A 12332-nucleotide genomic window follows, 5' to 3' on the forward strand; every position below is an offset into this window, starting at 1 on the left:
CGAGCGAGGGGTAGGCAGACATGACGTTGTTTCACCAAACCAGATCGTGGCTGCCGGCGTTGGCTCTCCTGGCCGGGGTCGCGCTGCCTGTCGCGGGACAGGCACAGGGACCGGGACCTGATCAGGCCGGCCCGGGGCATCCGCCGCAAAATCGTCCGCCGGGTGTCGTCCGTCAGCCACAGGCTGCGGGCGGACACCCTGGTGGTCCGCCCCAGGCGGCACAGGCCCCGCGGCAAGGCCCCATGCAGGGGCAGGCGGGACCGGGGCCAGCGCCACGCGTCGCGATGCCGCCCCAGGGGCATCCGCCAGCACCGGTGGCCCAGCAGGGACGGCCACCCGGGCCAGGCTATGGCAGAGGCCCCGCACCCGGCCCGGCCGCGGTGGGACGGGCCCCGGACATGCGCTATGCGCGCGGCGCGATCGCGACCCGCGACTATGGCGGACAGCATTATCGTGGTCGCGTCGGCTGGGAAGGCGGCCGCTGGCGCCACGAGGTTCATAACGGCCGGCCGGGCTGGTGGTGGGACGTCGGCGGGGTCTGGTATTATTATCCTGAGCAGATGGAAGGCCCGCCGACCTACGTCTCCGAGGACTATGCCGACGACGTGGTCTACGCACCGGCGACGGTCTACGAAGCGGCGCCTCCGCCGGTGGCCTATGAACCGGCCCCGCCGCCGTCCGATCCGGATCCCGGTGCGAGCGCGCTCGGTGGTGCGATTATCGGTGGCGTTCTCGGCGGCATCCTGACGGGCAAGGCCGGCGGCGCGGCCGCCGGGGCCGTGATCGGTGGCGCCACGGGAGCGATCGCAGGCGCAACGGCTGCGTCGCGGCCGGGCTATTATCTGTCGCAAGGCAATTGCTATTATCGCTATCCGTCGGGCGAGTACGTCGCCGTCGACCCGCGCTCCTGCTACTGAGCTCAGCCCGCGGGGCCGGGGCGCAGCGCAAATCGTGTCCCCAGCACCTGCGCATGATACCGCAGCGTCGGGGATCAACAGGCACCTCTTGCCGCTCAGGCGAGATCCGGCCCCGGACTCCGCAAAGCTCCGGGGCAGGACTCGGAACGAATCCTGATACGCTCTGCTTCATTGCTCGTCCGAGGTGGGAGTTCCTGAGCCATGACCAAGGCGTCCAAGCTGGTTGCCGCCAAGGGCGGAAAGGTTCTCCTGGTCCGGCGCCGCATCGACGGCCGCTGGATGTTTCCGGGCGGCCGTAAACAGGCACGGGAAACCGCAAAGGACTGTCTCAAGCGCGAGATCAGGGAGGAACTTCCGAAGCTCAAGCTCGGCCGTTTGCGGCTGTGGAAGGAAGTCACGGCCAAGAACAAGCGGTCGGGACGCAAGATGAGCGACGCGATCTTCATCGCCAAGCATGCCAAGGGACGGCTGGAGATCGGCGACAAGAAGGAGATCGATCGCGCGGTCTGGCAGAAACCCTACGGGCTCAGCCTGACGCCGACGTCGCGCTACATCCGCGACCAATTGTTTCCACGCAAGGCGGACTAGACTACCGGTAAACTTGGGAACATCTCGCAGGGTGGCGCGTTATCTCGTCATGACTTACGAGAGCACAGCCAAGCCGCCGCGCATTCTGACGCCCGAAGAGCGTCGAGCGCGCGACGCAACGCGCAAGGTCGAAGCAGATCAGGCCATGCGCGAACATCAAGAGGCTCAGCGGGCCTTCTATGCCAATCGTGAGAGGCTCCGGGCCGAACGTTTGGCCCGCGAAGCGGCGGACAAAGGCGATTGAACCCGGCAGGGTTCAATCCTAGTCAACCCTTGGGGCGCGTCCGGAACGCGTCGGCCATGCGCAAGAACGCCCGATCAAGCAATTCGTACATGTCGCCCGTGATGTCGCAATCGAACATCGCGCGGCGCATGCACGTCATCCATTCGTCGCGCTCTGCGTCGCCGATTGGATAGGGCCTGTGCGCCGACATGATGCAGCGATGCTCCGCGCGCTCGAAATAGAGCGGCGGCCCGCCGAGCCAGCCGCTGAGATACTCGAACAACAATTGCCTGATCGGACCGAGGTCGGCATCGTGCATGGCGCGGATTCGACTGGCGTCCGGCTCCTGGTCCATGATCGCGTAGAAGCGATCGGTGAGGCGTCGCACGCCGGCCTCGCCACCGATGAGTTGGTAGGGCGTGGCCTCGATCACGACGTCTTCGCTGGCTGGATTGGCTGCCGTCATCGCATCTCGTTTCCGTTCGTCGCCGCCAACCAATAGGCCACGGCCGCATATCGCCTTGATCTGAATCAAAGGCGAAATGACGTTCGTCGCCGCGCGGCGTGACCGCGCCGGCGTCGCTGCAGGAGAAGAGACGAATGCGCTAGCGGATGCTGGCCTTGACGAGGCGCTGCCGGTCGGTGTCGGCTGCGATCTGGCGCAGCGTCTGGCGCAGCAGCGCCAGATCGACCGGCTTGGAGAAGGGCGGGTAGACGTTGAGGCCAAGGATCTTGCCGGCCCGCACCGTGACGTCGCGGGTCTGGTCGTCGGAGCCGCTGATGATCAGCACCGGAACGCGGGACTTCAAGTCCGCCAGCAGCTGCAGCACCTCCGTGCCAGAGCGCTCGCCGAGATTCAGGTCGAGCGTGATGCACTCGAAGTTGCGCCGGCGCAGCACGTTCATGGCGCCGTCCACCGAGTTCACGCCGGTCGTCGCAAAGCCCGCCTGCACGGCGATCTTGCGCAGGATCGACAGATGAACATCGGCATCTTCGATCACGAGAAGTTCGTTCAGCATGGTCCCCGCGCGGCTCTGTGTCGACTTTTGATGGACGCGCGAAGCTTAAGAGGGGGTTTCTGATCGCCACGTAAACATTCGGTCCCGTAGGATTACGGCACGATCTGCACGCTATCCACCATTGCCCGGCAGCGCATTGGAGGAACCCGGCAGGTTCGTCATCTCAGCCGAATCGGCCGGTCGCGAGCGGCCGTTCGACTGGCGCCAGTGCTGCACGTGCAAAAGGATCCCGGCCACCAGCAGCGGCGCGACGGCGGCGATCGCCAGCAGAGGTGACAGCGGCTTGGGGGTGATCATCTCCATCGTCATCTCGCAGACCATCCAGATGGCGGCGGAGGCGAGCACGAAGTCGCGGGAGGGGATGCGGAGCCAGTACAGGAAGCCGGTGACGATCACGGCCGGCGCAATGATCGGGCCGATCATGTAGAAATTCATCTCGGGCGGCGTCAGCGCATCGAGAACCATCGATGCCAGCAGCCACAGGCTGAAGAACATCACAGCGCCGTCGACGTATCTCATGGAACACCTCCGCCGCGACATTTTGGCGCAATCTTTGTCCGGTTTATGGCTGTTCCGTCAAGGGCCATGAGCTTCCGGGTCGATTTGGAGCCGCTTTTTGCGGATTTTCGCCCCCGCCGAAGGACATCGACAAGCGTCGTGTTCCACTCGCGAGCCATTCTCAATCCGCCGAGAAGCCGAACGGCACGGATGACGTCCTGAAATCGTCGGGCAGGATCTCGCGGCCAATCGGCGGCGCCGAGCGGGCCGCGCATTTGGGCCGGTGGCAGACACGGCAGGCGACGCCGACCGGGGTCGGCGCGTCGGCATCGGGCCCGTGGCCGTCTCGGGTGTAGATCAATTGCCCTGCATGCTCGGCGGCGCAGCCGACCGCGATCGCGCGCTCGACGCGGATGGCGCCGAACGAGCCGCCGCCGGCGGTGACGGTGCGGGCGATCGAGAAGAAGCGCTGGCCGTCCGGCAGTTCGAGCCATTGCGTGACGATCTCGCGCGGCCGCTTGAAGATGCCGTGCACCGACCATAGCGGACAGGCGCCGCCGTGCCGCGCAAACGGAAATCCGGCGCCGTCGAGCAGTTTCGAGATGTTGCCGGCGGGATCGACGCGGATCAGGAAGAACGGGATCTTTTCCGCGCCCGGCCGCTGCAGGGTGGTGACGCGATGCGCCGTCTGTTCGAAGCTGGTGCCGAACTGGCGCGCCAGCGCCTCCAGATCGTAGCGCCGGGTCTCGACCGCCTTCGCAAAGCTCGAATACGGCATGATGATCGCAGCAGCGGCGTAAGCAGCAAGCGCGCGGCGCGCCAGCAGCTCGGCGCTCTTGTTGGCGAACTTGCCGTCCTCGAGCGCAGTGCCGATCTCGGCTTCCAGCTCGAGATAAGCGAGCTGCTTGGCGAGCTCGAAATCGAGGCTCGCAGTATCCAGCGAATCCTCGATCAGCACCTGCCGGCGATGCAGGTCGAGTCGCCGGACCGAGCCGAGCATCACGCTCGGCGGCATGAAGCGGACCTGGAGATTGTGCCGCACGCGCAGCCGCTCGATGAAGCCGCCGGGGCCTGGCGACCCCTGCGACGCGCCGTGCGTCGATGCCAGCGACGACGCTTGCGCGAGGCGCTCGGCGGCATCGTCGAGACTGGCAAAATTGTTGCGGCGCGCGGCGAGGAAGCGCCTGACGTCGGCGACCGGATCATTGGCGTCGATCATCTCCTGGCCCGGACGCGGCGCGCTGCCGGCAATTGCTGGCGCGCGCTGCTCGGCCAGCGCCAGCTGCTCCTCGCGATACGCCGTATAGAGCCGCAGGAAGGCCTCGGTCATGCCGGGGTAGCTGACGGCGAGGTCGCTGATTTCCAACCCGGGGATGTCGATGTCGGAGAACATCGGGTCCTTCAGGACCGAGTGCATCCGCGCGGTATGATCGGCACCGCCGTCGCCGGCCAGGTCTGCCAGGTCGATCTTGTAGGTTCGGGCCAGCCGCAGCAGCATGTCGGCTGTGACCGGCCTCTGGTTACGTTCCAACAGCGCCACGTAAGGTGCTGATATTTCGAGGTCCGCGGCCATGTCGGCTTGGGTCAGGCCGAGCTCGCGCCGGAGCCTGCGCAGGCGCGGGCCCATGAAGATCGATCGTGCCGTGGCGGTGGTCATGGCCAAATCCCGGTCTTGTAATCTCCTTACAACTATACACGAGATACTTGTAAAGTGTGACAAGTTTTCCGCGCAATGTCTGGTCCGCTGTCCCCGGGTGCTTACAACAGGTCTCAGGTTGTCCTTAACCAAGGGATCACGGACATGAACTTCCAACCGCGTGGACTGAACGACCAGGCTCTCCAGGGACCCTCGTCCTACCAGGCCGAGGTCGAGGCGGCGCGTGCGCTGCTCGAGACCAACCCGACCTGGAACGGCGTCACCGCCGAGGCCGTGGCGCGCATGCGCCTGCAGAACCGCTTCAAGACCGGTCTCGACGTTGCCCGCTACACCGCGTCCGTGATGCGCGCCGACATGGCCGCCTATGATGAGGACAGCACCAAGTACACCCAGTCGCTGGGCTGCTGGCACGGCTTCATCGCGCAGCAGAAGCTGATCTCGATCAAGAAGCATTTCGGCAAGACCGACCGCCGCTACCTCTATCTCTCCGGCTGGATGATCGCGGCGCTGCGCTCCGAGTTCGGCCCGCTGCCGGACCAGTCGATGCACGAGAAGACCTCGGTGCCCGCGCTGATCGAGGAGCTCTACACCTTCCTGCGCCAGGCTGATTCCCGCGAGCTCAACGACATCTTCCGCAGCCTCGACGCGGCCCGCAAGGCCGGCGACAAGGCGAAGGAAGCCGACATCATTGCCAAGATCGACGGCTTCCAGACTCACGTCGTTCCTGTCATCGCCGACATCGACGCCGGCTTCGGCAATGCCGAGGCGACCTATCTGCTCGCCAAGAAGATGATCGAGGCGGGCGCCTGCGCGCTGCAGATCGAGAACCAGGTCTCCGACGAGAAGCAGTGCGGCCATCAGGACGGCAAGGTCACCGTGCCGCATGACGTCTTCCTGGCCAAGATCCGCGCCTGCCGCCACGCCTTCCTGGAGCTCGGCGTCGAGGACGGCATCGTCGTCACCCGCACCGACTCGCTCGGCGCCGGCCTGACGCAGCAGATCGCCTTCTCCAGCCAGCCGGGCGATCTCGGCGACCAGTACAACAGCTTCCTCGACTGCGAGGAAGTGACGCCTGCGACCGCGCGCAGCGGCGACGTCATCATCAACCAGAACGGCAAGATGATGCGTCCGAAGCGGCTGCCCTCGAACCTCTACCAGTTCCGTCCCGGCACCGGTGAGGACCGCTGCGTGCTCGACTGCATCACCTCGCTGCAGAACGGCGCTGACCTGCTGTGGATCGAGACCGAGAAGCCGCATATCGAGCAGATCGCCAAGATGGTCGACCGCATCCGCAAGGTGATCCCGAACGCCAAGCTCGCCTACAACAACTCGCCGTCGTTCAACTGGACCCTCAACTTCCGTTGGCAGGTCTATGATGCGATGAAGGAAGCGGGCAAGGACGTCAGCAAGTACAACCGCGCCGAACTGATGAAGGCGGAGTATGACGACACCCCGCTGGCGAAGGAAGCCGACGAGCGCATCCGCACCTTCCAGGCGGACTCGGCCAAGCGCGCCGGCATCTTCCACCACCTGATCACGCTGCCGACCTACCACACGGCCGCGCTGTCGACCGACAACCTCGCCCGCGAGTATTTCGGCGAGCAGGGCATGCTGGGCTACGTCAAGAACGTCCAGCGCGCCGAGATCCGCCAGGGCATCGCCTGCGTCCGCCACCAGAACATGGCCGGCTCCGACATCGGCGACGACCACAAGGAATATTTTGCGGGCGAGAAGGCGCTGAAGGCCGGCGGCGCGCACAACACGATGAATCAGTTCGGCTGAGCTTGGCTGACTGAGGACTGACAGGGCCCGCCTGGAGCAACATTGCTCCAGGCGGGCTTTGCTTTTGTGCAGGCTCTCCGAAGCTCTACTCAATACCCCATCCTTGAGCGCGCTACTCATGGTCAATACGCAGCGCCAAAGTCGGACCTCACCCCTCATGGTGAGGAGCAAAAGCTGTATTCCCGTCGGCATGAAGCGCTGACTGGAGCCCCTCAGCGCTCGCTCAACGCCAGCCGCGCGCCTAGCAAAGCAAAACCGCCGGCGAAGGCGCGCCGCAGCCAGGTCATCACGCGGGGACGGCTGACGACGCGATCGCGCACGGCGGCGGCGAACAGCCCGTAGAGCACGAACACCACAAATGTCATCGCCATGAACGCCGCCGACAGCTCCAGCATCAGCGCCAACGGATGCGCCGCATCGGCCGCGATGAATTGCGGCAGGAAGGCGAGGAAGAAGATCGACAGCTTTGGATTGAGGATGTTGATCAGGAAGCCGGTCAGCACCACGCGCCAAGCCGACCGCGCATCCTGCTTTGTGTCGTCCTTGGCCTCGACCGAGAGCGCGCCGCGCTCGCCGAGCGTCTGCCAGGCCATGTAGAGAAGATACGCGACGCCGCAATATTTCAGCGCCGCAAACGCCAGCGCACTGGTGTGCAGCACGGCAGCAAGACCCACGATCGCGGCGAGCATCGCCGGAAGAATGCCGAGCGTGCAGCCGAACGCCGCGGCAATGCTCATACGCGACCCCTTCGTCAGCGCCACCGCGAGCGTGTAGAGCACGCCGGTGCCGGGCGAGGCCACCACGATCAGCGAGGTCAGCAGGAAGGCAGTGGACATCGGCGGGCTCCCAGGGTCGCGGCCGTTCAGGCGCAGGGCGGTCGGCGCATCTCAAATCGGCCTCCATCATTCCACGGCGCAGCGGCGGGCGATAGAAGGGAGCAAGACACGGGTCGGTGACGACCGGGCGCGCCGTCCTTTGCGTCGTCATAGAGGACGCACAGCGGATCATGCGGGCAGGGGACAGGGGACGTGTTCATCCGTCATCGCGACGCGCTTCGCGTCCGAGCTATTCAGTTCGTTTCGCCCTCATCAAACAGAGGGCGCGGGGAATGCCGGGCTGCAGGCCGCAACCCATGGCCCGCCTGCAGAAGAAAAAGCAGGCGGCAGTCACCACAGGTTCAGCCGACAACCGGCATTCCCCGCGCGATGGTCTTCACGCTTATACGCGATCTCCCCGGTGTCCGGCTTGATAGCCACCGTCGCCCTCGGGGCTCATCATCCCCCAGGACTTGGCGCCAGCTTCGGGGCGCCAGGACCACGCGATTTCACGTCCGCAAAGAGCCGTTCGTCCGCGCGCCTGAGCACGCTGCGACCCACCCGCGGCCACCGCTCCCCGCACCCAACGTCCGTGACGATCGCGAAACGCCCCTCTCGAGGAGCACGGGATGACTGCAGTCAACCATCGATTTCGGAAAAAGTGAAGCCAAATATTTTCGCGGGAGGGACTGGACAGGGATGATCGTCTTGAGCGGCCTGATGAAATGAGTTTTTCCGCGCATCCTCACTGCGCGCTACTGAAAAGCGCTGCGCCGTCGCGCCATGATCCAGGCTCTGCCCCATGAAGGCCCGCCGGCTCCTGCAACCGGTGCAGGTATCGAACGCGCCGCCCTGGCATTGATCGCGAGGAAGGTTGTGGCGGAGCAACGGCGTCATGTCGATGACCCCTGAAATCCCGGCGCTGGCGATCGTCTGACACATCCAATGTCACCGACCTAATTAGTGCCGGGGGACGACAGTGACTGTGTCCTGCCCGCAACGTCATCGGTTTTTGATAGTCGCTCTATTCCCCCCGAGGTTGCGGCTATTGTTCCCCAGATCGGCCCCTGCTACCGCTGGTCAACGAGCGTTGGGGATGCCGTGGGGGCTCAAATGAACTGTTTGCGTTGGCCGGCCGGCTGGCTGGCCATCCTTGGAGTGGCGTGTCTTGGCGGGTGTGCTGCGCCGCTTGCGGTCAACAATGTGACCGACATCAGGTCGACCACGGGCAGCCGAGGGATCGACGTCTACGAGCAGAAGCGCCGAACCGACGCAAGCGTGCCCGAGTTCGCGGGTGACCAGCTTGTGGAAGTACGGACGTTTCACAATCCCGGCGGGGGAGGCGAGGTCGAGATGGCCGGGGCCTCCTGCTCATTGGAAGCCAGCGGTTTCACGGCAACCATGACGAGTCCCGCGAAGGTGCGCGTGCCGCTCTATCGCGGACAGTCGAGCACGCTGGCCGTGACCTGCCAAAAGCCCGGCTATCAAAAGCGGATGATCACGGTCGCGCCTGTTGATGCGACGCGCCAGGCTCGTCTGGCCAGCGGCGTCAATGGCGGAATCCTTGGTGCGGTGATCGTGGCAGGCATCGATGCCGCCGCCGACAACACGAAGAACGACTGGCGCTATCCCGTCGCGAAGGTCGTGTTGGAGGCCGATGCCCCGCGCTAGGGAAGGGGCGGATCTTTCGTCATCGGCGGTGACGGCAGTTGCGGTGACACCGTCACCGTAACCGAGATCACTTGTGAAATGGGATTTCGTCTGCACGCGGTCCAAATGTGGAGGGCCTGCTGGCAGCGCCCATCGACGGGTCTCTCCTGGGCGTGACCGGCGGTCGCCGACCGGCGCATCGATCAGTGCCGGACTGTCCTGTGCTTCCGCTGATGTCGAACGGGACGCGCAACCGGCTGCGGTGGGGCGACGAAAAACTCATGAAAGTCGAAGCGCGGCAGCGCGATCTCATCCGGGCTGCCCACCGGGCGCTGGCCTGCTCGATCGGCGCGGCGATGATGACGCGGTCCGACGGCATGCGGTGAGGCCGTCGGCTCAGCGGCCGCCGTGAAGGCCGGAGCCATCGCGGGAAACACCGGCGCCATGAACGGGCGAGCGACGGCGGCAACCGCCGGCGATTCTACGTATTGACGGTATCCTTCTTCCCAATCCGACGTGATCGCGGACCGGGCCTCCTCGAGCGAGATCTGGCCGGCGCACATCAATCGGTAGAGACGATTTTCAAGCTTGTCCTTCGTCTCCGATCCCCAAGGCGCGATCCGCCGAAATGATTTCTGGTGCGGCTCGGGCCACAGATTGCAGGTCACGTCCTCGCTTTCGTCAGGGTTCGTGCAGGTGTTCACCCCGCCCAGCGAGAGCGGGATGAAGTGATCGACCTCGTAGCGGGCCCGGTCCTTGAACGGCACGCCATACGCCGCAAAGATCTCTTTCTTCTGCGCGGTGCTGACGCTGCGCCGCTCCGAGGTCGAATGAGAGCAGATGTATTTCGGCGTCAGGCGTGAGTCGATGGCGCCGCGCGTGAGCATCGGGTCGGGATAGGCGCCCGTCACCTGAGCGTTCGCCGCACCCGTCGATATCAGACACGCGAGGGCCCAAGAGAATGTCCGAGGGCATGCCCAGGAGAATGCCCGAGAGAATGCCCGAGAAAATGTCCATGAGAATGCGCGCATGTCACTCTCCTTTGGAGCGGCGGCGATCGCAGACGCGGGTTCAAGCGTCCGCGCCAAGCGAGATCACCCGCATCGGCAACCCAGGCGAACCAATACATGGTATCATCTTTTAGTTGTATCGCAAACATCGGCGGACTATGGCCGGCGGTGCGGCGCGAGCCTCCAGCGTCAGTCCAACCAGCCGCCGCTCTTGGCGTCGGAGCACGGATCATCCTGAACGTAACAAGGTACCGCCAATAGAGATCAGGGCGCTATTGAAGACGTGGCTGACGCGGGCAGGTCATCGCACCATACATGTGCGCGTGCGCGGAGTAGCGGGCATCGCGAGAGCGAGGAGGCGCATCGCTTGACGCAGGCCCGCTGCCAGTCGCGGGAAGGGCGTGCTGCTCACAGCCCGAAGCGGACGGTTCGCTGCCGCAGTTGCGGCGCAACAACATACAACCTTGTTTAAAGTGAAGCGGCATGGGATGCTTCAGCGCTTTTGTATCTATCAATAATTGGAGGCATTGACATGACAGCCAGGATAATTGCGTTTGCTACATTGCTCATCACCTGCTCCATCACCGCGGCACGAGCAGACGGCGAATGCGCAAAGATCACAATTGTCGAAGATAGACTTGCTTGTATCGAGAAGAAGGCGGACGCAGTGCCATCGACGGTTGCGAGCGCTCTAAGCGGAGTCAAGATAGAGCAGGCCGCACGTCCCAGCATCTGCTTGTATTTTACAGACCGCGGCCAAGCCGCGCTTTCAATATCCGATTGTAGTCACGGTCAGGAGCAGACTTTCAATATCCATAAGTAAACCGATTAGCTCGAACCCAATGTTTGCTGGCTAGCGCCCCGCAGAAGCCTACGGGGCAACTGTGCTGATATGCTTATGCGCCAATATCGCGATATAGCGACGGTCAATTGAATGCACCGTAATCTCAGTGATTAAAAGTTACGTGCTCGACCGGTTGAGCTACGCGCTCGCTTCCAAGGAAGCGATGTGGCGGCTTGGGCCGCACTGTCCGGATCGTCGCGAGATGCCGCGGGAACGTGCACTGCGGCGCGCCGTCTGTATTCCGCGTTCCTGAGGGCGGATGGAATGACGGCCGCGCCACCTGCGCTTGCTCATGACACTCCCCCGGGGAAACCCGCGCCAGGCTCCACCATGGGTATTGCCACGACCACAGGATTTCGGTTCATTGCTACCGGGGGAGAATGGCGATGCGTTGGCTTGGGGTAGTGGCGATCTGTGCCGTGTTGGGCGGCTGTGCGGCGTCGGCGCCGGAGGTGCGGGCGCGGCTCGGCCAGGAGTACGTCGGCAAGAACGTCGACACACTGGTGATGAAGTGGGGTCCGCCGACCAGCAGCTTCCGGATGAATAGCGGCCAGTCATCGTATGTCTGGCAACTCGCGACCGAGATGGGCGTCTCCATGGACAAGTACGGCAACGGCAGCGCGAGAACGTACGCCTGCAAGGTCAGCGTGGTCGCGTCCCCGACCGGAACCATTGAGCAGCTTAACACGGAGGACCCGAACGCCGGTGACGGCCTTCTCGGCGTGGTCGGAGCGTACGGCAGCATGTGCGGCGAGCGCCTCGGGATGAAGCCGCAGGGGTGAGGCGGGGCAACAGCGGTTTGCAGGGGCGCGGCCGATGGATCGGCACAGGCGCGGGCCCGGGGTTGACCGCCGACTCTTGGACCTGGCGTGGGGCCTGCGCCGCCTTTGGACGCCTGGACCTCGTCAGCGCCAACCGCGGCGCGGCGGCAGATTGAATTGTGTGGTGAGCGCGCCGGGACTCGAACCCGGGACCCCATGATTAAAAGTCACGTGCTCTACCGGCTGAGCTACGCGCTCGCTTCCAAGGAAGCGGTGTGACGGCTGACCGTCACTGTCCGGTTCGTCGGCAGGTCCCCATCAGAACGCTTGCGGCGTGGCTGTGGTTCACTGCGGGCTGCGGGAGCGGGGATCTAAACCCCTGACCCGTGGGCCGCATGCTGTCGTGCGGGCTGTGTAGGGGGTGGGTCCGTTCGGGTCAATAGGGCGGGCGGGTGAAACCACAGGGGCGGGCGGGAGTATGCCGCCCCAGCCGGGCCTCGTGGTTCTCAAGGCGATGCGAGAGCATCGCCTGAACGCGCCGCCTGTGGGCGACGCTGCTCACCATGAG

13 protein-coding genes and 1 tRNA gene are annotated in these 12332 nt (G+C 64.5%); 6 read left to right on the top strand and 8 right to left on the bottom strand.

Annotated features, from left to right (window positions below; genetic code table 11):
* Positions 1-20 precede the first annotated feature (20 nt).
* The 3 genes from S58_RS18535 to S58_RS18545 all read left to right on the top strand — a co-directional run bounded on the left by S58_RS18535 (position 21) and on the right by S58_RS18545 (position 1749).
* Complete coding sequence (locus S58_RS18535; RefSeq protein WP_244440602.1) at positions 21-917, top strand: hypothetical protein; 897 nt, start codon at positions 21-23, stop codon at positions 915-917.
* A gap of 201 nt (positions 918-1118) precedes the next feature.
* The gene (locus S58_RS18540; RefSeq protein WP_015666893.1) at positions 1119-1505 is read left to right on the top strand and encodes an NUDIX hydrolase; all 387 of its coding nucleotides are present in this window, start codon (positions 1119-1121) and stop codon (positions 1503-1505) included.
* A gap of 49 nt (positions 1506-1554) precedes the next feature.
* Complete coding sequence (locus tag S58_RS18545) at positions 1555-1749, top strand: hypothetical protein (protein ID WP_015666894.1); 195 nt, start codon at positions 1555-1557, stop codon at positions 1747-1749.
* A 22-nt stretch (positions 1750-1771) separates the two neighbouring features.
* Here S58_RS18545 and S58_RS18550 read toward each other — a convergent pair whose 3' ends face one another.
* The 4 genes from S58_RS18550 to S58_RS18565 all read right to left on the bottom strand — a co-directional run bounded on the left by S58_RS18550 (position 1772) and on the right by S58_RS18565 (position 4902).
* Positions 1772-2194 carry a group II truncated hemoglobin gene (locus S58_RS18550; protein WP_015666895.1) on the bottom strand — a complete coding sequence of 141 codons (423 nt, stop codon included), beginning with the start codon at positions 2192-2194 and terminating at the stop codon, positions 1772-1774.
* Positions 2195-2333: 139 nt separating this feature from the next.
* A complete protein-coding gene (locus S58_RS18555) occupies positions 2334-2747 on the bottom strand; it encodes a response regulator (RefSeq protein ID WP_015666896.1) in 414 nt (137 codons plus the stop codon).
* 111 nt (positions 2748-2858) lie between these two features.
* Positions 2859-3266, bottom strand: coding sequence for a hypothetical protein (locus tag S58_RS18560; protein ID WP_015666897.1), 408 nt, complete (start codon positions 3264-3266; stop codon positions 2859-2861).
* Positions 3267-3426: 160 nt separating this feature from the next.
* Positions 3427-4902 carry a helix-turn-helix domain-containing protein gene (locus tag S58_RS18565; RefSeq protein ID WP_015666898.1) on the bottom strand — a complete coding sequence of 492 codons (1476 nt, stop codon included), beginning with the start codon at positions 4900-4902 and terminating at the stop codon, positions 3427-3429.
* Between the two features lie 144 nt (positions 4903-5046).
* Here S58_RS18565 and S58_RS18570 point away from each other — a divergent pair, with 144 nt between their 5' ends.
* The gene (locus S58_RS18570) at positions 5047-6684 is read left to right on the top strand and encodes an isocitrate lyase (RefSeq protein ID WP_015666899.1); all 1638 of its coding nucleotides are present in this window, start codon (positions 5047-5049) and stop codon (positions 6682-6684) included.
* A gap of 212 nt (positions 6685-6896) precedes the next feature.
* On the opposite strand, the gene S58_RS18575 is transcribed toward S58_RS18570, so the two are convergent.
* Positions 6897-7520 (bottom strand): LysE family translocator, encoded by a 624-nt coding sequence (locus S58_RS18575; protein WP_015666900.1) that lies wholly within the window; start codon positions 7518-7520, stop codon positions 6897-6899.
* Between the two features lie 618 nt (positions 7521-8138).
* A complete protein-coding gene (locus tag S58_RS38165) occupies positions 8139-8441 on the bottom strand; it encodes a hypothetical protein (RefSeq protein WP_042339851.1) in 303 nt (100 codons plus the stop codon).
* A gap of 261 nt (positions 8442-8702) precedes the next feature.
* On the opposite strand from S58_RS38165, the gene S58_RS18585 reads away from it, so the two are divergent.
* Positions 8703-9170 (top strand): hypothetical protein, encoded by a 468-nt coding sequence (locus S58_RS18585; protein WP_042340802.1) that lies wholly within the window; start codon positions 8703-8705, stop codon positions 9168-9170.
* A gap of 182 nt (positions 9171-9352) precedes the next feature.
* Here S58_RS18585 and S58_RS18590 read toward each other — a convergent pair whose 3' ends face one another.
* The gene (locus S58_RS18590) at positions 9353-10060 is read right to left on the bottom strand and encodes a hypothetical protein (protein ID WP_015666902.1); all 708 of its coding nucleotides are present in this window, start codon (positions 10058-10060) and stop codon (positions 9353-9355) included.
* A 1329-nt stretch (positions 10061-11389) separates the two neighbouring features.
* Here S58_RS18590 and S58_RS18600 point away from each other — a divergent pair.
* The gene (locus S58_RS18600; protein ID WP_015666903.1) at positions 11390-11785 is read left to right on the top strand and encodes a hypothetical protein; all 396 of its coding nucleotides are present in this window, start codon (positions 11390-11392) and stop codon (positions 11783-11785) included.
* A gap of 161 nt (positions 11786-11946) precedes the next feature.
* Here S58_RS18600 and S58_RS18605 read toward each other — a convergent pair.
* A tRNA-Lys gene (locus S58_RS18605) sits at positions 11947-12022 on the bottom strand.
* Positions 12023-12332 lie beyond the last annotated feature (310 nt).

This window comes from Bradyrhizobium oligotrophicum S58 (assembly GCF_000344805.1).
In the GTDB taxonomy this organism is placed as follows: domain Bacteria; phylum Pseudomonadota; class Alphaproteobacteria; order Rhizobiales; family Xanthobacteraceae; genus Bradyrhizobium; species Bradyrhizobium oligotrophicum.